Source organism: Rubritepida flocculans DSM 14296, from assembly GCF_000425365.1.
Classification (GTDB): domain Bacteria; phylum Pseudomonadota; class Alphaproteobacteria; order Acetobacterales; family Acetobacteraceae; genus Roseococcus; species Roseococcus flocculans.
The window spans coordinates 163,169-185,682 of the sequence record NZ_AUDH01000004.1 but is presented as its reverse complement, the minus strand read 5'-3'; the positions used below and the strand labels follow the sequence as shown (position 1 = coordinate 185,682).

At 72.1% G+C, this 22,514-nt stretch carries 20 protein-coding genes; 10 read left to right on the top strand and 10 right to left on the bottom strand.

What is annotated here, in order from left to right:
* Positions 1 to 38 precede the first annotated feature (38 nt).
* The 8 genes from H596_RS0106340 to rpmG all read left to right on the top strand — a co-directional run bounded on the left by H596_RS0106340 (position 39) and on the right by rpmG (position 9,649).
* On the top strand, positions 39 to 992 hold the full coding sequence (locus H596_RS0106340) for an aspartate carbamoyltransferase catalytic subunit (protein ID WP_027284175.1): 954 nt from the start codon (positions 39 to 41) through the stop codon (positions 990 to 992).
* A complete protein-coding gene (locus H596_RS0106335) occupies positions 992 to 1,426 on the top strand; it encodes a GNAT family N-acetyltransferase (RefSeq protein ID WP_027284174.1) in 435 nt (144 codons plus the stop codon). Before H596_RS0106340 ends, H596_RS0106335 begins: the two co-directional genes overlap by 1 nt.
* Complete coding sequence (locus tag H596_RS0106330; RefSeq protein WP_027284173.1) at positions 1,423 to 2,691, top strand: dihydroorotase; 1,269 nt, start codon at positions 1,423 to 1,425, stop codon at positions 2,689 to 2,691. Before H596_RS0106335 ends, H596_RS0106330 begins: the two co-directional genes overlap by 4 nt.
* Complete coding sequence (gene plsY, locus H596_RS0106325) at positions 2,691 to 3,287, top strand: glycerol-3-phosphate 1-O-acyltransferase PlsY (protein WP_027284172.1); 597 nt, start codon at positions 2,691 to 2,693, stop codon at positions 3,285 to 3,287. Before H596_RS0106330 ends, plsY begins: the two co-directional genes overlap by 1 nt.
* Positions 3,288 to 3,312: 25 nt before the next feature.
* Complete coding sequence (gene dprA / locus H596_RS0106320; protein WP_027284171.1) at positions 3,313 to 4,377, top strand: DNA-processing protein DprA; 1,065 nt, start codon at positions 3,313 to 3,315, stop codon at positions 4,375 to 4,377.
* Between the two features lie 25 nt (positions 4,378 to 4,402).
* The gene (topA, locus tag H596_RS0106315) at positions 4,403 to 7,114 is read left to right on the top strand and encodes a type I DNA topoisomerase (RefSeq protein ID WP_027284170.1); all 2,712 of its coding nucleotides are present in this window, start codon (positions 4,403 to 4,405) and stop codon (positions 7,112 to 7,114) included.
* Positions 7,114 to 9,417, top strand: a complete 2,304-nt coding sequence (gene rnr, locus H596_RS20375) for a ribonuclease R (protein WP_084602594.1) — start codon at positions 7,114 to 7,116, stop codon at positions 9,415 to 9,417. Before topA ends, rnr begins: the two co-directional genes overlap by 1 nt.
* A gap of 64 nt (positions 9,418 to 9,481) precedes the next feature.
* Entirely contained in the window at positions 9,482 to 9,649 is a 168-nt protein-coding gene (gene rpmG / locus H596_RS0106305; RefSeq protein WP_027284169.1) for a 50S ribosomal protein L33, read from the top strand.
* 25 nt (positions 9,650 to 9,674) lie between these two features.
* Here the strand turns inward: rpmG and H596_RS0106300 are convergent, their stop codons facing one another.
* Positions 9,675 to 11,048, bottom strand: a complete 1,374-nt coding sequence (locus H596_RS0106300; RefSeq protein ID WP_027284168.1) for a PleD family two-component system response regulator — start codon at positions 11,046 to 11,048, stop codon at positions 9,675 to 9,677.
* A gap of 59 nt (positions 11,049 to 11,107) precedes the next feature.
* On the opposite strand from H596_RS0106300, the gene H596_RS0106295 reads away from it, so the two are divergent.
* Positions 11,108 to 11,704, top strand: a complete 597-nt coding sequence (locus tag H596_RS0106295; protein WP_027284167.1) for a class I SAM-dependent methyltransferase — start codon at positions 11,108 to 11,110, stop codon at positions 11,702 to 11,704.
* Between the two features lie 142 nt (positions 11,705 to 11,846).
* Here H596_RS0106295 and H596_RS20370 read toward each other — a convergent pair whose 3' ends face one another.
* From H596_RS20370 to H596_RS0106250, 9 genes are all read right to left on the bottom strand, one after another.
* Positions 11,847 to 12,485 carry a VOC family protein gene (locus tag H596_RS20370; protein WP_037300239.1) on the bottom strand — a complete coding sequence of 213 codons (639 nt, stop codon included), beginning with the start codon at positions 12,483 to 12,485 and terminating at the stop codon, positions 11,847 to 11,849.
* A gap of 2 nt (positions 12,486 to 12,487) precedes the next feature.
* Positions 12,488 to 13,195, bottom strand: coding sequence for a glutathione S-transferase family protein (locus H596_RS0106285; protein WP_027284166.1), 708 nt, complete (start codon positions 13,193 to 13,195; stop codon positions 12,488 to 12,490).
* A gap of 63 nt (positions 13,196 to 13,258) precedes the next feature.
* Entirely contained in the window at positions 13,259 to 14,419 is a 1,161-nt protein-coding gene (gene rodA, locus H596_RS0106280; protein WP_037300238.1) for a rod shape-determining protein RodA, read from the bottom strand.
* An 88-nt stretch (positions 14,420 to 14,507) separates the two neighbouring features.
* The gene (gene mrdA / locus H596_RS0106275; RefSeq protein ID WP_037300235.1) at positions 14,508 to 16,433 is read right to left on the bottom strand and encodes a penicillin-binding protein 2; all 1,926 of its coding nucleotides are present in this window, start codon (positions 16,431 to 16,433) and stop codon (positions 14,508 to 14,510) included.
* Between the two features lie 28 nt (positions 16,434 to 16,461).
* Positions 16,462 to 17,016 carry a rod shape-determining protein MreD gene (gene mreD / locus H596_RS0106270; protein WP_027284163.1) on the bottom strand — a complete coding sequence of 185 codons (555 nt, stop codon included), beginning with the start codon at positions 17,014 to 17,016 and terminating at the stop codon, positions 16,462 to 16,464.
* 5 nt (positions 17,017 to 17,021) lie between these two features.
* Positions 17,022 to 17,885, bottom strand: a complete 864-nt coding sequence (gene mreC / locus H596_RS20365) for a rod shape-determining protein MreC (RefSeq protein WP_037300233.1) — start codon at positions 17,883 to 17,885, stop codon at positions 17,022 to 17,024.
* A 97-nt stretch (positions 17,886 to 17,982) separates the two neighbouring features.
* The gene (locus H596_RS0106260) at positions 17,983 to 19,026 is read right to left on the bottom strand and encodes a rod shape-determining protein (protein WP_027284162.1); all 1,044 of its coding nucleotides are present in this window, start codon (positions 19,024 to 19,026) and stop codon (positions 17,983 to 17,985) included.
* A gap of 108 nt (positions 19,027 to 19,134) precedes the next feature.
* Entirely contained in the window at positions 19,135 to 19,650 is a 516-nt protein-coding gene (locus tag H596_RS0106255) for a hypothetical protein (RefSeq protein ID WP_027284161.1), read from the bottom strand.
* A gap of 109 nt (positions 19,651 to 19,759) precedes the next feature.
* Positions 19,760 to 21,340, bottom strand: coding sequence for a 2-isopropylmalate synthase (locus H596_RS0106250; protein ID WP_027284160.1), 1,581 nt, complete (start codon positions 21,338 to 21,340; stop codon positions 19,760 to 19,762).
* A 460-nt stretch (positions 21,341 to 21,800) separates the two neighbouring features.
* Here H596_RS0106250 and aqpZ point away from each other — a divergent pair, with 460 nt between their 5' ends.
* A complete protein-coding gene (gene aqpZ, locus H596_RS0106245) occupies positions 21,801 to 22,496 on the top strand; it encodes an aquaporin Z (RefSeq protein WP_027284159.1) in 696 nt (231 codons plus the stop codon).
* Positions 22,497 to 22,514: the final 18 nt, after the last annotated feature.

Below are 22,514 nucleotides of genomic sequence, written 5' to 3'. Positions count from 1 at the left end.
GATTTCCGGCCGGCCGATCCGGGGGTAGAAGGGGGGCGATGAGCGGCTTCACCTATCCGATCCTGCCCGGGCGCCACCTCCTCGCCATCGAGGGGCTGCAGCCGCCGCACATCTCGGCGCTGCTTGATCTCGCGGAGTCCTACGCGCTGCTCAACCGGCAGGGAAAGACGCAACGGGACCTCCTCAAGGGCCGCACCCTGATCAACCTCTTCTTCGAGGACAGTACCCGCACCCGCACGAGCTTCGAACTCGCCGGCAAGCGGCTGGGCGCCGACATCGTGAACATGAGCGTGAGCACGAGCAGCGTGAACAAAGGCGAAACGCTGCTCGACACCGCCGCCACGCTGAACGCCATGAACACGGACCTGCTGGTGGTGCGCCACGCGCAGTCCGGCGCGCCCGCGCTGCTTGCGCAGAAGGTGGATGCGGCGGTGATCAATGCCGGCGACGGCACCCATGAGCACCCGACCCAGGCGCTGCTCGATGCGCTGACCATCCGCCGCCGCAAGGGGCGGCTGCAGGGGCTCGTCGTGGCCATCTGCGGGGATGTGCTGCACTCGCGCGTGGCGCGCAGCAACATCCACCTGCTCTCGGCCATGGGGGCGCGGGTGAGGATCGTCGGCCCGCCCACCCTCATCCCCGCCGCCGCGGCGCGGCTCGGCGTCGAAGTGCACCACGACATGCGCGCGGGCCTCTCGGATGCCGATGTGGTGATGATGCTGCGCCTGCAGCGCGAGCGCATGGCGGCGGGGCTCGTTCCCTCGGCCCGAGAGTTCTTCCGCTTCTACGGGCTGGACGCGGCGAAGCTGCGGCATGCGCGGCCCGACGCCATCGTGATGCACCCCGGCCCGATGAACCGCGGCGTGGAGATCGACAGCGCCATCGCCGACGACCCCGAGCGCAGCGTGATCGGCGAGCAGGTGGAGATGGGGGTCGCGGTGCGCATGGCCGTGCTCGACGTGCTGGCCCGCGGCCTGCGGCGGAACGCCTGATGCCGCGCCCCGCCCGCCCCGACGAGGCCGAGGCCGCGCGCGCCCTTGTCCGCGCCGCCTATGCCGCCTGGATCCCCGTGATCGGGCGCGAGCCCGGCCCGATGGGCGACGACTACGCCGCGCGCATCGCCGCGGGCGAGCTCTGGTGGGACGAGGGGGGCCAGGCGCTCTGCGTGCTGGTCGCGCAGCCGGACGCCCTGCTGCTCGACAATGTGGCGGTGGCCCCGGCCGCGCAGGGGCGGGGGCTCGGGCGCCGGCTCGTCGCCTTCGCGATCGAGGAGGCGCGCCGGCGCGGCCTGCCCGCCGTCACGCTCTACACCCACGCCCGGATGGAGGCGAACATCGCGCTCTACGCCCGCCTCGGCTTCCGCGAGACCCACCGCGCCCAGGAGAAGGGCTTCGAGCGCGTGTACATGCGGCGGGAGGTGGCATGAGGCCGCTGCTCATCACCAATGCCCGGCTGCTCGACCCGGCCTCGGGCCTCGACGCGCCGGGCGCGCTGCTCATCGAGGGCGGGCGCATCGCCTCGCTCACCGGCGCCGCGGCCGATGAGGCGGAGCGGCTGGACGCCGGGGGGGCGCTGCTCTGCCCCGGCCTCGTGGACATGCGTGCCGCGCTGGGCGAGCCCGGGGCCGAACACCGCGAGACCATCGCCTCCGCCGCCGAGGCCGCCGCCGCGGGCGGCATCACCACGCTCTGCCTGCTGCCCGATACGGACCCCGCGCTGGACGATCCCGCGCTGATCGAGTTCGCGATCCGCCGCGGCGAGGCGACCGGCAGAGTCAGCCTGCTGCCCTATGCGGCGGCCACCAAGGGCTGCGCGGGGCAGGAACTCTCGGAATACGGGCTGCTGCGCGAGGCGGGGGCCATCGCCTTCACCGACGGTCGGCGCGCCATCGGCTCCGCGCGGACCATGCGCCTTGCCCTTTCCTACGCGCGCGCCTTCGGCGCGATGGTGGTGCAGCATCCCGAGGAGCCGAGCCTCGCCGCCGGCGGCGCGGCGACGGAGGGCGAGCTCGCCACCCGCATGGGCCTGCCCGGCATCCCCGCCGCGGCCGAGGCCATCATGGTCGCGCGCGACATCGCGCTGGCCCGCCTCACCGGCGGGCATGTGCATTTCGCCCATGTCAGCACCGCCGCCGCGCTCGACCTCATCCGCGCCGCCAAGGCCGAGGGCCTGGCCGTGACGGCCGACACGGCCCCGCCCTATTTCGACCTGAACGAGACGGCGATCGGGGATTTCCGCAGCTACGCCAAGCTCTCGCCCCCGCTCAGGCGGGAGGAGGACCGCCTCGCCGTGCTCGCCGCGCTGGCCGACGGCACGCTGGACGCCATCGCCTCCGACCACCAGCCGCGCGACGCGGACGACAAGCGCCTGCCCTTCGCCCAGGCCGAGGCAGGGGGGGCGGGTCTCGCCACGCTGCTCGGCGTGACGCTGGCGCAGGTGCACAATGGGGCGCTGTCGCTGGCCGCGGCGCTCGCGCTGCTCACCTGCCGCCCGGCCGCGCTGCTCGGCATCGAGGCAGGGCGGCTGGCCGTGGGCGCGCCGGCCGATCTCTGCCTCATCGCGCTGGAGCGCGCCTGGCAGGTGAAGGCGGGCCAGCTTCCGGGCAAGGCGCAGAACTCGCCCTTCGACGGGCGAGCGCTGGAGGGCCGGGTCATCGCCACCTTCAAGGCCGGGAGGCGCGTGTTCGGATGATGGGCGAGGCGCTGGCGGGAGGGGCGGCGGCGCTGCTGGCCGCGCTGCTTGGCTCCATCCCCTTCGGGCTGCTGCTGACGCGCGCGGCGGGGCTGGGCGACATCCGCGCCATCGGCTCGGGCAACATCGGCGCGACCAACGTGCTGCGCACGGGCCGCAAGGGGCTGGCGGCGGCCACCCTGCTGCTCGATTTCGGCAAGGGCGTGCTCGCCGTCTGGCTCGCCGCCACGCTGTTCGGGCCGGCGGCCGCGCCGATTGCGGCCGTGGCGGCGGTGCTGGGGCATTGTCACCCGCCCTGGCTCGGCGGCAAGGGCGGCAAGGGCGTGGCGACGGCGCTCGGCGTGCTGCTGGGGCTGGGCTGGGGCGTCTTCGTCGCGGCGGCGGCGGGCTGGCTTGCGGCGGCGGCGGCCTCGCGCATCTCCTCGGTCGGCGCGCTCTCGGCCATGGCGGTGGCGGCGGGCGTGGGGTTCCTGGTGCTGCCGCTCGGCGCCGCCCTCGCCGTGCTGGTCATCGCCGCCTATGTGGCGTGGCGGCATGAGGGCAACATCCGTCGCCTGCTGGCGGGCATCGAGCCGCGCATCGGGGAGAAGCGATGAGGCGGCGCCCGGGGGCGCGACAGGCATGAACGCGGAGGCCCTGTTCCGCCTCGCCCGCACCGAGGGCGTGGGCCCCACCCTGCACCGCCGCCTCCTCGCCCGGCATGGCAGTCCCGAGGCGGCGCTGGAGGCGCTCGGCCCGCGCGCCTTCCCGCGCGACTCGGCCCAGCGGGAGATGGAGGCGCTGGCCCGGCGCGGCGCGCATCTCCTCTTTTTCGGTCACGCCCCCTACCCGCCCCTGCTCGCCTTGCTGGAGGACGCGCCGCTGCTGCTCGCCGCCGAGGGCGATCTTGCCGCGCTCGACGCCGCGGCCGTGGCGCTGGTGGGGGCGCGCAACGCCTCGGCCCTGGGACGACGCTTCGCCGAGGATCTGGCCGATGCGCTCGCCGCGCGCGGCGTGGCCGTGGTCTCGGGCCTCGCGCGCGGCATTGACGGTGCGGCGCATGAGGGGGCGCTCCGCTCCGGGCGGACGATCGCGGCCATCGCGGGCGGGCTCGACCGGCCCTACCCGCCCGAACACGCGAAGCTCCAGGCGCGGATCGTCGCCGAAGGCGGGCTGGTGCTCTCCGAGGCGCCGCTTGGCGCCGCGCCCTTCGCCCGGCACTTCCCGCGCCGCAACCGTATCGTTGCCGGGCTCTCGCTCGGGGTGGTGGTGGTCGAGGCGGCGCTGCAGTCGGGCACCCTCATCACCGCGCGCCTGGCGGCCGAGGCGGGGCGCGAACTCTACGCCGTGCCCGGCCACCCGCTCGACCCGCGCGCCCGGGGCGCGAATGACCTGATCAAGCGCGGCGCGCGCCTGGTGGAAAGTGCGAGCGACGTGCTGGACCATCTGCCCGCCGCCCCCTCCGCCGCCCCGCTGCTGCGCCTCGCGGAGCTGCCCGAACCTCCGGCGGAGGAGGGGGAGGAAGCGCCTCCTGACCTCGGACTCACGGCCCAAGTGCTTGAATCCATGGCTGGCGCGCCGATCTCGGTTGACGAGTTGGGCCGCCGCTGCCAGCTATCGCGCTCGCAACTCGCCGCGGCCCTGCTCGAGCTGGAGCTGGAAGGCCGCATCCAGACCCTGCCCGGGAACCGGGTGGCCCCGCTCTGATCGGGGCCTTGGAAGGACAGCGCCCGTGCCCGACGTCGTCGTCGTCGAAAGCCCCGCCAAGGCCCGCACCATCGAGAAATATCTCGGCTCCGGCTTCAAGGTGCTCGCCAGCCTCGGCCATGTCCGCGACCTGCCCGCGAAGGACGGCTCCGTCCGCCCCGAGGAGGATTTCGCCATGGACTGGGAGGCGGACGAGCGCGGCCAGAAGCAGGTGAAGGCCATCGCCGCCGCCCTGCGCGGGGCGAACCGCCTCTTCCTGGCCACCGACCCGGATCGCGAGGGCGAGGCCATCTCCTGGCACGTCAAGGACATGCTGGCGAGCCAGGGTGCCCTGCGCGGCGTGGATGTGCGCCGCATCACCTTCAACGAGATCACGAAGCGCGCGGTGCAGAACGCCCTCGCCCACCCGCGCGACCTCGATACGCCCCTGATCGAGGCCTATCTCGCCCGCCGCGCGCTCGATTACCTGGTGGGCTTCACCCTCTCGCCCGTGCTGTGGCGCAAGCTGCCCGGCTCGAAGTCCGCGGGGCGCGTGCAGAGCGTCGCGTTGCGCCTCATCTGCGAGCGCGAGGCCGAGATCGAGGCCTTTCAGGCACGCGAGTACTGGACCATCGAGGCGCGCATGGCGAACCTCGCCGGCGCCCCCTTCACCGCGCGGCTCACCCACCTCGACGGGCGGAAGCTCGAGCAGTTCGATCTGCCCGACGAGCCGGCGGCGCTGCGCGCCAAGGCCGCCGTGGAGGCGGCGGAGTGGTCCGTCGGTTCCGTCGAGCGGAAGCGCGTCAAGCGCCACCCGCCCCCGCCCTTCCAGACCTCGACGCTGCAGCAGGAGGCCTCGCGCAAGCTCGGCATGGGCGCGCAGATGACCATGCGCACCGCCCAGCAGCTCTATGAAGGCGTGGACATCGGCGGCGAGACGGTCGGCCTCATCACCTACATGCGCACGGACGGCGTGCAGATGGCGCGCGAGGCCATCCAGGCGCTGCGCGCGCACATCCGCCACGCCTTCGGCGAGGACTACCTGCCCGCCGCCCCCCGCGAATACAGCTCCCGGGCCAAGAACGCGCAGGAGGCGCACGAGGCGATCCGGCCCACCGACGTCTCGCGCACGCCCGAGCAGGTGGCGCCCTTCCTCAGCGAGCCGCAGAGGAAGCTCTACGAACTCATCTGGAAGCGCGCCGTCGCCTCGCAGATGCAGTCGGCCGAGCTCGACCAGACCACGGTGGAGCTCGTGGAGAAGACGGGCAAGGCGAGGCTGCGCGCCACCGGCAGCGTCATCGCCTTCGACGGCTTCCTCCGCCTTTACCGTGAGGATGTGGACGACGCGGCGCAGGACGAGGACGAGACACGCATCCTGCCGCCGCTGCGCGAAGGCGAGCCGGTGAAGCGCGGCGAGGTGACGGCCAGCCAGCACTTCACCCAGCCACCGCCGCGCTATTCCGAGGCGAGCCTCGTGAAGAAGCTGGAGGAGCTCGGCATCGGCCGCCCCTCGACCTACGCCTCCATCCTGCAAGTGCTGCAGGACCGGCAATACGTCCGGCTCGAGAAGCGCCGCTTCATCCCCGAGGACCGCGGGCGCCTCGTCACCGCCTTCCTCGTCGCCTTCTTCGAGCGCTATGTGGACACGGGCTTCACCGCCGCGCTGGAGGAGCAGCTCGACGACATTTCGGGCGGGAGGGCGGACTGGCGGGCGGTGATGCGCGCCTTCTGGCGCGATTTCCGCGCCGCGGTGGACGCGACGGCCGATCTCAAGATCAGCGACGTGATCGACCGCCTCGACGCCGAGCTGGGCCCGCATTTCTTCCCCCGCCGCGCCGATGGCGGCGACCCGCGCGCCTGCCCCTCCTGCGCGGGCGGGCGGCTCGGCCTCAGGCTCGGGCGCACGGGGGCCTTCATCGGCTGCTCGAACTATCCCGAATGCCGCTACACGCGCCCGCTCGCCGTGGCCGGCGCCGAGGGCGAGGGCACGACGCTCGCCGAGGGCATCCGCGTGCTCGGCACCGACCCGGCGACGGGCCAGCAGGTGACGCTGCGCCGCGGGCCCTATGGGATCTACGCCCAGCTCGGCGAGCCCGGCACGGACGAGAAGGGTAAGCCCACCAAGCCCCGCCGCGCGAGCCTCACGCGCGGCATGGACCCCGAGACGATGACGCTCGAGCAGGCGCTCGCGCTGCTCTCCATGCCGCGCGTCGTAGGGCGCCATCCCGAGACGGGCGAGGAGATCACCTCCAACCTCGGCCGCTTCGGGCCCTACTTGAAGATGGGCGCGCTCTCGAAATCCCTCGACCGGGACGACGACCCGCTGACCATCGGCCTCAACCGCGCCGTGGCGCTGCTCGCGGACGCGAAGCCGCGCGGCATCACCCTGGGCGAGCACCCCGCGGGCGGGACGGTGGAGGTGCGGCGCGGCCGCTTCGGGCCCTTCCTGCTGCACGGCTCGCGCGTGGCCAACCTGCCGCGCGGGACGGAGATGGAGGCGGTGACGCTCAAGGAGGCCGTCAGGCTCCTCGCCGAGAAGGGCAAGGAGCTGCCGCCCAAGGGCAAGGCGGGCGGGAAGGCGGGCGCGAGGGCGCGCCAGCCGGCCCGCGCCGCGCCCGCGCGCAAGGCCACGGCCAAGACGCCCGTCGCGAAGAAGCCGGCGGCGAAGAAGTCGGCCGCGAAGAAGCCGGCCGCGGCCAAGGCGGGCGCGAAGAAGCCCGCCGCGCGCAAGCCCGCCGCCGGCAAGGGCGCGCGCTGATGGCCCGGCGCGGGCCGCCGGCCAAGGGCCACGCCGCGCGCGGCAGGAAGAGCAACGCCAAGCCCCGCGCCGGCGAGGACTCGCCCGCCCCGAAGCGCGCCCCGAAACGCGCCCCGCGCGCCCAGGTGAAGGCCCCCCGCCGCGCCCCCGCCGGCCCCGCGCCCCTGCCCTCCAAGGCCGAGATCCGCGCCTTCCTCGCCAGCGCCGAAGGCCGGGTGGGCAAGACCGAGATCGCCCGGCACTTCGGCCTGGCCACGGAGCAGCGCCCCGCGCTGCGCCAGCTCCTCTCCGAGATGAAGCTGGAGGCGAGCGCGGCCCCCGTGGGCAAGCGCACGCTGCGCGCCCCCGAACGCCTGCCCGACACGGGCGTGGTGGAGGTCTTCGGCACCGACCCGGACGGCGATCCCATCGCGCGGCCCCTGGCCTGGGACGGGCCCGGCAAGCCCGTGATCTACATGCACCCCGAGCGGCGCGGCCAGACGGCGCTCGCCCCCGGCGAGCGGGTGCTGGCGCGGCTGCGCCATCTCGGCGGCGACAAGTACGAGGGGCGCACGCTCAAGCGCCTCGGCCGCCCCACCGAGCGCGCGCGCATCCTCGGCGTCTTCCAGGACGGGCGCATCATCCCGACCGACCGCCGCCAGAAGGCCGAATGGGTGGTGCCCCGGGGCGAGGATGGCGGGGCGCATGGCGGCGAGATCGTGCTGGCCGAGGCGCTGCCCTCCACGGGCTTCGGGCTGCGCCCCGCGCGCATCGTGGAGCGCCTCGGCAGGCTGGGCGAGCCGCGCTCCGTCTCGCTCATCTGCATCCACGCCCATGGCATCCCCGAGCTCTTCACCGCCGAGGCGGAGCGCGAGGCCGAGCGCGCCCGCGCCGTGCCGCTCGGCTCGCGGAAGGATCTGCGCGACATCCCCCTCGTCACCATCGACGGCGAGGACGCGCGCGACTTCGACGATGCCGTCTTCGCCGAGCCCGAGGGCGCGGGCTGGCGGATCCTCGTCGCCATCGCGGATGTCGCGCATTACGTGAAGCCGGGCTCCGCGCTGGACCGCGAGGCCTGGACGCGCGGCAACAGCGTCTATTTCCCCGACCGCGTGGTGCCCATGCTGCCCGAGCCGCTCTCGAACGGCTGGTGCAGCCTGAAACCCGGCGAGGAGCGCGGCTGCCTCTTCGTCGAGATGCGCTTCGACGCGAAGGGCCACAAGACCGGCCACCGCTTCGGGCGCGGGCTGATGCGCTCCGCAGCACGGCTCACCTACGAGCAGGTGCAGGCCCATGCCGAGGCAGGGACGGACCCCGAGGGCCTCGCCCCCGGCCACATCGCCCGCCTCTACGGGGCCTTCCGCGCCCTGCTCGGCGCGCGCGAGCGGCGCGGAACCCTCGATCTCGACCTGCCCGAGCGGCGCGTGCTGCTCGACGCGAAGGGCCGCGTCACCGGCGTCATTCCCCGCGCACGCCTCGATTCGCACCGGCTGATCGAGGAGTTCATGGTGGCCGCGAATGTCTGCGCGGCCGAGGAGCTCGAGCGGCTTGGCCAGCCCTGCATGTATCGCGTCCACGCCCCGCCCACCGACGAGAAGCTGCGCGCGCTGCGCGAGTTCCTGGGCACGCTCGGGCTGTCGCTCGCCGATGCGGGGTCCATCCGCCCCGCGCATTTCGCGCGGCTGCTGGAGGCCGTGCGCGACCGGCCGGAGGCGCGCATGGTCCATGAGACGGTGCTGCGCAGCCAGTCCCAGGCGGCCTATGAGCCGGACAACCAGGGCCATTTCGGCCTGGCGCTGCCGCGCTACGCGCATTTCACCTCGCCCATCCGCCGCTATGCCGACCTGCTGGTGCATCGGGCGCTGATCCGCGGCCTGAAGCTCGGCACGGACGGGATCACGGAAGCCGAGGCCGCCCGCTTCCCCGACACCGCCGAGCACATCACCGCCACCGAGCGCCGCGCCGCCGCCGCCGAGCGCGACGCGGTGGACCGCTACCTGGCCGCCTACCTGGCCGAGCGGGTGGGGGCCGTCTTCGCCGCGCGCATCTCGGGCATCCACCCCTTCGGCGTCTTCGTCACCCTCGAGGAGACCGGCGCCTCCGGCTTCGTGCCCATGAAGGCGCTGCCGCAGGATTTCTGGATGGTGGAGGAGGGCAACCGCCGCCTCATCGGCCGCCGCAGCCGCCAGGTGCTGAGCCTGGGCGAGGCGGTGGAGGCCCGCCTCGTCGAAGCGAACGGGCAGACGGGCTCGCTGCTGTTCGAACTGATGCTGGGCGGGGCGGCGGCGCCGCTGCGGGGGGCGCGACGCAGGCGCAAGGCTTGACCCCGAGGCCCGCCCTGGCCGATAAGCGCGCCTCTTCCCGATCCGAATTCAGGCGGCAGCAGACATGGCAAAGGCCAATACCATCCTCATCAAGCTCGTGAGCACGGCCGACACCGGCTACTTCTACGTGACGAAGAAGAACACCCGCACCGCGACCGGCAAGCTCGAACTGAAGAAATACGACCCCGTGGCGCGCAAGCACGTCCTCTTCCGCGAGGGCAAGATCAAGTAACCCCCGTGGGCGCGGGCGGCACGAGCTATTCGGCCGCCGCGCGCTCCATTTCCTCTTCGGTCGCCAGATAGGCCCGGTTCCGGCCATCGCGCTTGGCGCGATACAGGGCTGCGTCCGCCGCGCCGATGAGTCGGTCCGCGGGCGTTCCCGCCTTGCCGACCGCCACGCCGATGCTGAGGGTGACGGGGATGCTGTGTCCCTCCGCCGTCACCGGCTTCGCCGCCACGGTGGCGCGCAGTCGCTCGGCCACGCGCATTGCTTCGGGCGCCTCCGCCCCTGCCAGCACCGCCAGGAATTCCTCGCCGCCATAGCGCGCCACCACGTCGGCGGCGCGGAGCTGCTCGCGCAGCCGCTCGGCCACCTCGCGCAGCGCCGCATCCCCCATGTTGTGGCCGTAGGTGTCGTTGATGGACTTGAACTTGTCGATGTCGAGGATCAGAACGGCGGCATTCTCGGTGCGCAGGAGGCTGTCCAGATGCCGGCGCACATAGCGGCGGTTGCGCAGCCCGGTAAGCTGATCCGTCACCGCCAGCTCCAGCGAGCGGTCGAGATCCGCGCGCAACCGCTCCTGATACCGCTTGCGGCGCACCTGGTTGCGCGCGCGCGCGCGCAGCTCATTGGGGTCGAGCGGGCGGAAGCAGTGATCGTTGGCGCCGAGGTCGAATCCGCGCAGCACCTCCTCCTTCTGCTGCGCGTCGGCCAGCAGGATCACCGGCAGATCGCGGGTCGCGTTCTGGGCCCGCAGGCGGGAGGCGAGGCGCAGCACCTCGCTCGGGTCCGTGCCGAGCGCCAGCAGCGCCACGTCCAGGTCGCCCTGGGAGAGGCGGCGCAGCGCCTCCTCGGCGGTCTGGACCGGATAGACCAGGAAACCATCCGCCAGCAGGGCTTCGCGCACGCGCTGCGCCTCGTCCGCGTCGGCGCCCAGCACCAGGGCGCGGGCGCCCTCCACCGAAGGGGTGGGCTCCGCCCCGCTCTCGATGCCGAGCTCGCGCACCGTCTCCGTGCGCAGCCGCCAGGCGTCCTGCACCTGCTTGACCCGCAGCAGCGCCCGCAGCCGGGCGAAGAGGGTGGCGTTGTCCACCGGCTTGGAGAGGAAGTCGTCCGCCCCGGCCTCCAGGCCACGCACGCGCTCCACCGTGTCGGTCAGCGCGGTGATCATGACGACGGGGATGTGCTGGGTGCGCGGGTCCGCTTTCAGCGCCCTGCACACTTCATAGCCATCCATCCCCGGCATCATGACATCCAGAAGAATGACGTCTGGCAATTGCGTGAAAGCGATGTGCAACGCCTCCGGACCGCTGGAGGCGAGCAGCACTTCGTAATACTCGGCCTGGAGCTTGGCCTCGAGCAGGCGGAGGTTGGTGGCGATGTCGTCCACCGCGAGGATGCGCGCCGTCATGCGCCGAAACTCCCCCACCGCCGCCCCGGGGCCTCGCGCGACCGCAACAGGAGTGCCCCGTGTCCGACATCACCTTCAGCAAGCCGGCTGAGACGGCCAACAGCGCGCTCTTCTTCCGCCGCTGGCTGCGCAACCCGCTGCAGATGGGCTCGATCATCCCCTCCTCGCCGGCGCTGTGCCGGCGCATCGCGGCCGCGGTGCAGCGCGGCCCGGAGGAGCATGTTCTGGAACTGGGCGCCGGCACCGGCGTCGTCTCGGCCGCGCTGCTCGCCTCGGGCGTGCCCGCGCACAAGCTGACGGTGGTCGAGATCGTGCCCGAGATGGCCGACTTCCTCCGCGAAGCCCTGCCCGGCGTGAACGTGATCTGCGGCGACGCCTTCGATCTGAAGAACGCCCTGCCCGAACACCTGCATGGGCGGATCGGCACGGCGATCTGCGGCATCCCGCTGGTGCTGCTGCCGCTCGAACGCCAGCGTGCCTTCGTGGAGGCGGTGGAGAGCGTCGCCCCGGGCAAGGGCTTCCTGCTCTACACCTACTGCATCACCTCGCCCCTGCCCTATGGCAAGCTCGGCCTCGCGGCGAAACGGCTGGCCTGGACGCCGCTGAATTTCCCGCCGGCCAGCGTGTGGCGCTACACGCCCCGCCCCGCACGCTGACCGGCGGGCTGCGCCCACCCTGCGCGTGATGCCGATCCCGTTGTCCGCCTGCTCCTGCATGACATGGCGATAGCACGGCGGCCGCGGCTGAGGGAGTGGAAGCTCTTCGATACACGCCATCGCCGCAGCCGATCCTGACGCCTCAACCGGAGGTGAGGGTCACATCCCGTCCTTCCGGCCCCCGCAGCCGGGCGACGAGGCGGGGATGCGCGCCGCGCTTGACGACCAGCGCCTCCCCGAGCCCGCGCTCGGCAAGAGCGGCCTTCACCGCATCGGCCTCCGGGTGCTCGGCCAGCAGTTCGACCAGGCGGAAGTGGCTGTCGCGCAAGCGTTTTCCGGCGCGTTCGCCCTTCCACTCGATCATCGGCGGGATCAGGTTGTCCAGATCCTGGCGCTGCGGCGGCAGGGCCATGCGCCAGTGCAGGTCGCCGCGGCGCATCTCCCGCACCTCGCCCCCGCGCGGGCCGAGCCGCGCCATCAGCGCATCCATGGCCGTGGTCCGCGCCACCCAGGCCAGGAGCCGGGGCTCCGCCTCCAGCATGGTCTTCACCCCGGGGTCGTCCAGGTCGAACAGCCGCGGATGCGGCGGCTCGGGCTGCGAGGGGTCGGCGGCGATGATCTCGAGGTAGCAGTCTGGGCCAAGGCCCAAGAGCATGTTGTGCGTGCCCGCCCCCTCATGCTGGCCGCCGGGCTGCGGCTTCACGCCGAAATGCTGCTCGACGAAGGCCGCGCCCTCCTCCAGGGTGCGGGCGCCGAGCACGATGTGGTCTATCTCTGCCATCCTCAGCGGGCCTTGAACTGCGTGGCGCCGAACATGTTCTCGCGTTCCTCCTCGCTCATCGGTCCCTGGCGCTGGCGATCGGCCAACACCGCCACCCCGCGCTGCACGGCGGCGCGGGCGGCGATGGCATCGTGCCAGCGTTTCACGGAAGGGAAATGCGCGAGATCAATCCCGCGCCGGTCCGGGTTGCGGACCCAGGGGAAGGTCGCGATGTCGGCGATGGTGTAGTCCGGCCCCGCGAGGTAGGCGCTCTGCGCGAGGCGCTTCTCCAGCACCCGGTGCAGGCGCTGCACCTCGTTCGCGTAGCGCGTGATGGCGTAGGGGATCTTCTCCGGCGCATAGGCCGCGAAGTGGTTGTACTGGCCGAACATCGGGCCCACCCCGCCCATCTGGAACATGAGCCACTGCAGGCAGAGGTGGCGCGCCTCGCCCGCAGCCGGCAGCAGGGAGGAGCCGGTCTTCTCGCAGAGATAGATGAGGATGGCCCCGCTCTCGAACAGCGCGAGGGGCCGGCCCTCGGGGCCCTCGGGATCCTCGATGGCGGGAATGCGGTGGTTGGGCGTGATGGCCAGGAACTCCGGCCGGAACTGCTCGCCCGCGCCGATGTTCACGGGCACCACCTCATAGGGCAGGCCGAGCTCCTCCAGCAGGATGTGGACCTTGTGGCCATTCGGGGTGGGCCAGCTGTGGACGCGGATGGGGGCGGGCATGGGATTCCTCTGCCTTGTCGCGCGACGATGCCGCCCCGTGCGGGGCGCGTCCAGGGCGGTGCTTCAGTCCCGCGCCACGCCGAACTCCAGGTCGCGCTGGACCCAGACGGCGATCAGCAGCCCGAAGCCGAGCATGGTGGTGAGCATGGCCGAGCCGCCATGGCTGATCAGCGGCAGCGGAACGCCGCCCACGGGGATGCTGCCGGTCACCATCGCCACGTTCACGAAGACATAGAAGAACCAGTTGGCGCCGAGCCCGATGGCAAGCAGCCGCCCGAACTGGTGCCGGCAGCGCAGCGCCACCAGCAGGCAGAAGGCCACCACGCAGAGGAGGAGGAAGAGCGTGACGAGCGCTCCCACGAGGCCGAACTCTTCGGCGATCATCGTGAAGATGAAGTCCGTCTCCTTCTCCGGCAGGAAGTTCAGGTGGCCCTGAGTGCCCTGGAGAAACCCCTTGCCCCAGACGCCGCCCGACCCGAGCGCGATCTTCGACTGGATGATGTTGTAGCCCGCCCCCAGCGGGTCGCTCTCCGGGTCGAGGAAGGTGGTGATTCGCGCGCGCTGGTAGTCGCGCAGGTTGGCATAGACGATGGGCGCGGCCGCCGCGGCCCCCGCGATCACGCCCGCGAACTTCCACCAGCGCACGCCCGAGGCCCAGAACACCACGCCCCCGAGCGCCAGCGTGATCAGCGAGGTGCCGAGGTTCGGCTGCTTGTAGATCAGCACCACCGGCACCGCGACGAGCAGCAGCGGCGGCAGCAGGAAGAAGGGATTGCCCACGCGCTCCCAGCTCGCGCGGTGGAACCAGGCGGCGAGAGCCAGCACCAGCATGATCTTCATCAGCTCCGAGGGCTGAAGCTGGAAGGGCCCGAGATTGATCCAGCGCTGCGCGCCTCCCCCCACCTGCCCGTGCAGCGCCACCAACACGAGCAGCCCGACCCCCACGAGATAGCCGAGCGGCGCCAGAGCGGCGATGAGCCGGATGTCCACGAAAGCGATGCACAGCATCATCACCAGACAAAAGCCGAAGCGCAGCGCGTGGCGGTTGGCGTAGAGATCGGCATTGCCCGAACCCGCCGAGGTCAGCGCCACGTAGCCGATGCCCGCGATGGCGCAGAGCAGCAGGACGAAAAGCCAGGGGATGGACCAGAGCTTGCGCAGCACCCCCGCGCCGCGGTCGCGCGCCAGCAACCGGCGCTCGAAAAGGGAGGAGGAGGAGATCATTTCGTTGCGCCCTCAGGCGCCGGGCGGCCGCCTTCGCGGCCTTGGCTGCGCCGCGCCATCAAGACACCCGGGCACATCACCAGGGCCCTCACCCTCCGCGCGCCGCATCGGCGACGCGCGGCCCGGGCGGAGCCGCCCGGAAGCGGTTGAAGGTATCCACCAGAACATCGCGGGCGAGCGGAGCCGCCGCCCCCGAGCCGGAAGTGCCGTGCTCCACCACCACGCTCACGGCATAAAGCGGGTTGTCGTGCGGGGCATATCCCACGAACAGCGCATGCGGCCGCCACTCGCGCGGCAGGGTGGCGACGTTGAAGCCGCGCTCGCGCTGCTCGCGGCTGACGCGCCGCACCTGGGTGGTGCCCGTCTTGCCCGCCATCATCCCGAAGCCGCCCGGCAAGCGTGAGGCCTGGGCCGTCCCGCCCCCCTCGTTCACCACGGACCACATCGCATCGCGCATCAGACGCAGGTCGCGCTCGGGGATGCCCATGGAGGGCCAGTCCTCGGGGCGCGAGCCGCGCACCGGCCGTCCGCCGATGGCACGCGTCAGATGCGGCTGCACAGCACGGCCCGAGGCGAGCCGCGCCGTCATCACGCAGAGGCTAAGGGGCGTAAGCTGATAGAAGCCCTGACCGATGCCGTGCACGATGGTGTCGCCCAGCGCCCAGGGCCGCCCCTGCGCCTCTCGCCACTCCCGCGTGGGCACGAGGCCGCGCCGTGTGCCGGGCAGCTCGATGTCGAGGTCCACCCCCAAACCGAAGCGCCGCGCCATCGCCGCGATGCGGTTGATGCCGAGCCGCTTCGCCATCTCGTAATAGTAGACGTCGCAGGAGACCTTCACGGAGGTCCGCATGTCCACCGCACCGTGGCCGTTGCGGTTCCAGCAGTGGAAGCGAGTCTCGCCGAGGTCGTAGTGGCCGGGGCAGACCACGCGCTCGAAGGGAGTGGTGACCCTGGCCTCCAGCGCCGCCAGCGCCACCACCATCTTAAAGGTGGAGCCCGGCGCATAGAGCCCGTTCGTCGTCTTGTTGATGAGCGGGGTGGAGCGCCCGGACGTCCATTGCCGCCACTGCGCGGCGGTGACGCCCGCATTAAAAATGTTCGGGTCGAAGGAGGGCTGGCTCGCCATCGCCAGTACCTCGCCGTTGCGCGCGTTCATCACGACGACCGAGGTGCCCTCCTCGATCTTGCCGCGGATGGTCTTCTGCAGCTCCGTGTCGATGGTGATCTCGACATCCTGGCCCGGCACGCCCTCGCGCCGGTCAAGCTCCCGGATCACCCGCCCCACGGCGTTCACCTCGAGCTGCACCGCCCCCGCACGCCCGCGCAGCACCTGATCGTGATGGCGCTCTATGCCCGCCCGGCCTACCCTGATGCCGGGAAGCTGCAGCAGCGGGTCGCCGTCCATGTCGCGCTCGGCCGGAGGCGCCACATAGCCCACGATGTGCGCGAGGTGCTCGCCCTCCGGATAGATGCGTGTGGTGCCGACATCGGTCAGGATACCCGGCAAATCCGGCGCGTTCACCTCGATGCGCGCCATCTCCTCCCAGGTCAGGAACTCGCGCACGATCACGGGGACGAAGCGGCGGCGGCGGCGCACCTCGCGCTCGATGCGCGCGCGCTCATGCTCGGCTAGAGGAACGATGCGATGGAAGGTCTCGAGCGTCGCGTTCACGTCCGAGGTCTGCTCGGCGACCAGGAGCGCCCGCCAGTTCAACCGGTTCCCCGCCACCACGCGGCCGTTGCGGTCGAGCACCCGCCCGCGCGGGGGGGAGAGCAGCCGCGCTGAGAGGCGGTTCTCCTCGGCCAGGGTCGCGAAACGCGCGCCCTGCTCCACCTGCAGCCGGTAGAGCCGCCAGCCGAGAAAGCCGAAGGCGCCGAGCTGCAGCCCGCCCAGCACCAGCGCCCGACGGGTGAAGACGGCGCGGCGGCGCTCCTCCTCGAGCTTCACGCCGCGCATGGAGAAATTGGCGATTCCTCCCTTCTCGCGGCGGCGCCAGATGCGCGGCCATTTCATGACCCGCCGCCCCAGCCACGCCCAGGCCTCATGGCGCGGCCCCTTCGGCGCGGCGCATCGCCATGTGCGCGCGGGTGAGGATCCAGGCGAGCCCCGGATAGAGGCCCACCGCCACGCCGAACATGTGCAGCCCTGGCATGGGGGCGGGCCACTGCCAGCCGAGCAGCGCCTGCAGCACCCAGCCGAGCACCGCCGCCCCCGCCGCGACCACGCAGAAGGCAAGCCAGCCGAGGAGGAAGGAGGTGCGCGCCAGCACCTCACGTGCCCGGAAGGCGACGCCATGCACCAGCAGCAGGGTCAGCACGCCGATGCCCATGGGCGTGAAGGAGAGAAGATCGAGCAGCAGGCCGAGCACGAACACCACCGGCGCGGGCATGGCGGCCGGCCGGAAGATGCTCCAGAAGAAGACGCAGGGCAGGGCGGCGGCCATCATCAGCCCCGGGACGCCCACCGGGGTCGCGCCCAGCACCATCAGCGCGGCCGCGAACACCGCCGGAAAGGCGGCGCGCAAGGCGGCGTCGAGCCTGCGCATCAGCCCCATCGGCGGCTCGGGGCGGCCCTTGGGCCCCGGTGTCGAGGCCATGGGGATCACCGCCGGCCGCGCGGTTCGGGCCGGGCCACCGCCTCGGGGGGCAGAATGCCCGCGAGGCCGAAGTCGAACAGGCGCAGCACGTCCAGCCGGTCGAGCTGGGCGAAGAGCTCCACCTCCGCCGCGCCGCTCTCGGTCCAGCGCACCACGCCCACCGGCAGCCCCGCGGGGAAGGCGCCGGCCTCGGCGCTCGTCACCACCCGCTCCCCCTCGCGCGGCAGGCTGCCCTCGGGCCAATGCTGCAGCCGCGGGCGGGCCTGGTTGTTGCCCACCATGATGGCGCGCGCGCGCGAGCCCTCCAGCGTGACGGGGACGCGGCTGTTGATGTCGGTGGCGAGCAGCACCCGCGCCGAGCGCGCGCCCACCTCCGTCACCCGCCCGGCGAAGCCGCGCTCGTCGAGGGCGATCTGCCCCTTGCGGATGTTGTGCTGCGGCCCGGCGGCGAGCAGCACGGCGCGCGCGTAGGTGCCGCCCGCATCGGCCACCACCCGGGCGGTGCGGAACTGCGGCGCGGGATCGGGGATCCAGGCGAGCTGGCGGCGCAGCAGCGTGTTCTCCGCCTCCAGCGCCAGCGCCGCCGCCTGCCAGCGGTGCAGCCGCTCGTTCTCCTCGACGAGGCGCGCGTTCTCCGCGCGCAGCTTCATCAGCGCCTCGCCCTCCGCGATGGCGCGGCGCACGGCGGTCACGGGCTGCTGCGCCGCCGTCCAGACGGGCGAGAGGGCATCCGCCAGCGCCATGCGCGCGCGCTCGACCAGCAGCGCATCCGCCTTGCCCAGCAGCATCGTGCCGAAGGCGACGGCGATGAGCACGGGCAGCGAGAGCCGCGCCAGGGCCTGCCGCAACGGGATGCTGAGACGGATCAAGAGCCCCCCATCGGTTCGAGACGCCGTTCAGAGACGAGCGGCCGCCGCCAGCGGGCGGCCGGGAGCGGAGCGGGCGCCGGTGCCCCGGCGGCCCGCCTTAATACATGGACGAGAGCACCTGGCGAAGCCGTTTGATCTCCTCCAGCGCCCGCCCGGTGCCGAGCGCCACGCAGTTCAGCGGCTCCTCCGCCACCACGACGGGCAGGCCTGTCGCATCCCTGAGCACTTCGTCGAGCCGCGTCAGCAGCGCGCCGCCGCCGGTGAGCACGATGCCCTTGTCCACGATGTCGGCCGCCAGCTCGGGCGGCGTGTTCTCGAGCGCCACCTTCACCGCGTCCACGATCTGCGTCACCGGCTCGTTCAGCGCGAAGGCGATCTCGCGCTGGCTGACCACCACCTCGCGCGGGACGCCGTTCATCAGCTCGCGCCCCTTCACCTCGGTCATCGGCCCCTCCTCGCCCTCATAGGGGGGCGAGGCGGCGCCGATCTCCATCTTGATCCGCTCGGCCGAGCTTTCGCCGATCAGCAGGTTGTGGGTGCGCCGGACGTAGCTGATGATCGCCTCGTCCATCTTGTCGCCCCCCACGCGCACGCTGCGGGCATAGACGATGCCGCCGAGGCTGATCACCGCGACCTCGGTGGTGCCGCCGCCGATGTCCACGACCATGGAGCCGGAGGGCTCGGTCACGGGCAGGCCGGCGCCGATCGCGGCCGCCATCGGCTCCTCGATCAGCAGCACCTTGCGCGCGCCGGCGCTCTCGGCGCTCTCCTGGATGGCGCGCCGCTCCACCGCCGTGCTGCCCGAGGGCACGCAGACGATGATGAGCGGCGAGGTGAAGCTGCGCCGGTTGTGCACCTTGCGGATGAAGTGCTTGATCATCTCCTCCGCCACCTCGAAATCGGCGATCACGCCGTCCCTCAGCGGGCGGATGGCGGCGATGTTGCCGGGCGTGCGGCCGAGCATCTGCTTGGCCTCCTCGCCCACGGCCAGCACCTGCTTGCGGCCGCGGTTGTCGGAGATCGCCACCACCGAGGGCTCGTTCAGCACGATGCCGCGCCCCTTCACGTAGACGAGGGTGTTCGCCGTGCCGAGGTCGATGGCCATGTCGGCGGAGAGGAAGCCGAACAGGCGTGCAAACATGCGGGATGGACCTTGCGTCTGGGGTGCGGTGCGGAAGCGCCGATGCCTAGCCGCTCGGGGGGGATGGGGCAAGCTTGGCCCTCCCCGGGGCCCGGGCCTGCCCCCGGGTCAGCCCAGCACGAGGCCGAGCGCCTCGGCCCAAAAGGGGCCCCAGCTCTTGCGGTGCGGCTTGCCCGGGCGCCAGTTGCGCAGGTAGCAGGCCCAGGCCGCCTCCTCCTGCCCGGCATCGGGCTTGGGCAGGGGGGCGGGATCGGTGAACAGCAGCAGCCGGGCGAAGGCGCAGGCCAGCTCATCGCCCTCGGCGCCGGCGAAGCTGCGCCAGATCGCCTCCGCCTCCCAGGGCAGCCCGGCCTCCAGCGTCAGCAGCTTCGCGGGGCCGCGGCTCGCGGGGTGCTGCATCACCCCGCGCACACCCCCGCCCCGTTCGAACTGCCAGAAGCCGGTGGCAGGGCCGAGCTCTCCCGGCTTCTTGCCGGGCACCACCTGGTCGCGATGGCGAAAGCGGCTTTCCTGCAGGCCGATGGCGATCAGCATGGCCTCGGCCGCCGCGCCGCCGGGGATGCGGTGCTCGGCCGCGAGCCGCGCGGCCATGGGGCGGATCAGGGTGACGTAGGGAACGCTCATCGCGGGCCTCCCGCCGGCTGCGGCGGGAGGCTAGCGCGAAGAGGCCTGCCGCGGAAACGCATTCCCGCTCCGGCGGCGGCAGGGCAGGCCCGCCGCCGCCCGTGTCCGCTCAGGCCCGCAGCACGGCCGGCGGCTCCGTCCGCTCGCGCTTCACCAGCAGCTTGTTGAGCGCATGCACATAGGCCCGGGCGGAGGCCACGATGGTGCAGGTGTCCGCCCCCTGCCCATCCACCAGCTTGCCCTTCTCTTCCAGCCGCACCGTGACGCGCGCCTGCGCGTCCGTGCCGCCGGTGACGCTCTGCACCGCATAGAGCTTGAGGTTCACCTCGTGCGGGAAGGCCTGGCGCAGGGCGTTGAAGGTGGCATCCACCGCGCCGTCGCCGGTGGACATGCCATCGCGCCGCTCGCCGTCCACCTCCAGCGTGATGCTGGCCATGGGCTTGGCGCCCATGCCGGTCGTGACGTGCAGTCCGATGAGGCGGATGCGCTCATGCGCGCGGCCCACCTCGTCGTCCACCAGGGCGGCGATGTCCTCGTCGTAGACGACCTTCTTGCGGTCCGCGAGATCCTTGAAGCGCTTGAAGGCGTCGTTGAGCTGGTTGTCGCCGATCTCGTAGCCCAGCGCCTTCAGGCGGTCGCGGAAGGCGGCGCGGCCCGAATGCTTGCCGAGCACGAGGGAGTTCTTCGTCCAGCCCACGCTCTCGGGCGTCATGATCTCGTAGGTGGAGGCGTCCTTCAGCACGCCGTCCTGGTGGATGCCGCTCTCGTGCGCGAAGGCGTTGCGGCCGACGATGGCCTTGTTGGGCTGCACGTCGAAGCCCGTGGTGGCGGCGAGCAGCTTCGAGGTGCGCAGCAGCTTCGTCGTGACGATGTTGTTGCTCACCGGCACCGCGTCATGGCGGGTGCGCAGGGCCATCACCGCCTCCTCGAGCGAGGCGTTGCCCGCGCGCTCGCCGATGCCGTTGATGGTGCACTCCACCTGGCGCGCGCCGGCGCGGATCGCGGCCAGCGTGTTGGCCACCGCGAGGCCGAGGTCATTGTGGTTGTGGGTGGAGAAGATCACCTGATCGGCCCCCGGCACGCGGGTGCGCAGCATGGTGAACAGGGCGAACATGTCCTCCGGCACGGCGTAGCCCACCGTGTCGGGGATGTTGATCGTGGTGGCGCCCGCCTTGATCGCGGCCTCGACGCAGCGGCAGAGGAAATCATGCTCCGTGCGCGTGCCATCCTCGGCCGACCACTCCACGTCGTCGGTGTGCTGGCGTGCGAGGGTGACGCTGCTGGTCACCAGCTCCAGCACCTGCTCGGGCTCCAGGCGGAGCTTCACGCGCATGTGCAGCGGGCTGGTGGAGACGAAGGTGTGGATGCGCTTGCGCGCGGCGGGCTTCACCGCCTCGGCGGCGCGCAAGATGTCGGCCGGCGCGGTGCGCGCCAGGCCGCAGACCACGGGGCCGTCCTTGGCAAACCGCTTCGCGATGGCCTCCACGCTCTCGAAATCGCCGATGGAGGCGATGGGAAAGCCCGCCTCCATCACGTCCACGCCGAGTTCGGCCAGCGCCTCGGCCATGCGCAGCTTCTCCTCGAGGTTCATGGAGAAGCCAGGCGACTGCTCGCCGTCGCGCAGGGTGGTGTCGAAAATGATGACGCGATCCTCGGCCAGGGCGCCGAAGGAAGGGTGCGTGATGGGCATGGTGTCAGGCTCGCTTCGATGAGGTGTCCGCTTCAAGTGATCCCCTGGGAGGAGCGGGCCGCGGCACGCGGCGTCGCCTCACGCCCAGGGGCGGAGAAGTCGAAGCGGAAGGAGCAGGGCGAGCGCGTACGCCCGGCGATACGCCGGGGCGGAAGAGACAACCCGGATCGGGGCGCTGGCCATACTGGAACGATAGCAGCGGCCGCCAGGCGCCGCAAGCGGGCGGATCCGGCGCGGGCCGCCTGGCTTGTCGGAAGAAGGGCCGGGATGGCGCCGGACAGCACCGCGCGCCTCCGGCACCTGCCCGACATTGCGGCCCATGGACGGGCCCGGAGCCGCCGCCGCCGTGCTTCCGCCCGCCGGCTGGCTATTCTCAACGGCCTGTCATACAGCCATTCTTTTCGTCCTGACAGTTTATGTGTAAATACCGAATGACATCCCCGGCGATGGAGGAAACAGCATGTTCCGCAAGCTCGGTGTCGAGTTCCTCGGCACCTTCTGGCTGGTGCTCGGCGGATGCGGCAGCGCCGTCATCGCCGCCAAATTCCCCGAGGTGGGCATCGGCCTCGTCGGCGTCTCCCTCGCCTTCGGCCTCACCGTCCTCACCATGGCCTATGCGCTGGGGCATGTCTCAGGCGGGCATTTCAATCCCGCCGTGACGATCGGCGTGGCCGCCGCCGGACGCATGGATCCCGACGAGGCCATTCCCTACATCATCAGCCAGGTGGCGGGCGCCATCCTTGCGGCCATGATCCTGTGGTTCATCGTCTCCGGTCAGCCCGGCGGCTGGGATCCGGCCGCCAAGGGCCTCGCGCAGAACGGCTACGAGAGCGCCTCGCCGGGCGGTTATTCCATGGCCGCGGCCTTCCTGACCGAGATGGTGTTCACCTTCCTCTTCCTGATGGTCATCCTGGGCGCCACCTCGCGGAAGGCGCCGGCGGGCTTCGCCCCGCTCGCCATCGGGCTGTGCCTGACGTTGATCCATCTCGTCACCATCCCGGTGACGAACACGAGCGTGAACCCGGCGCGCTCCACCGGGCCCGCGGTCTTTGCGGGCGGGCTGGCCCTGCAGCAGCTCTGGCTGTTCTGGGTGGCGCCGATCCTGGGCGCGGCGCTCGCGGGCCTCGCCAACCGCTTCACGGAGGACAACGAGTAGAGGCCGCGCCCCGGGTTT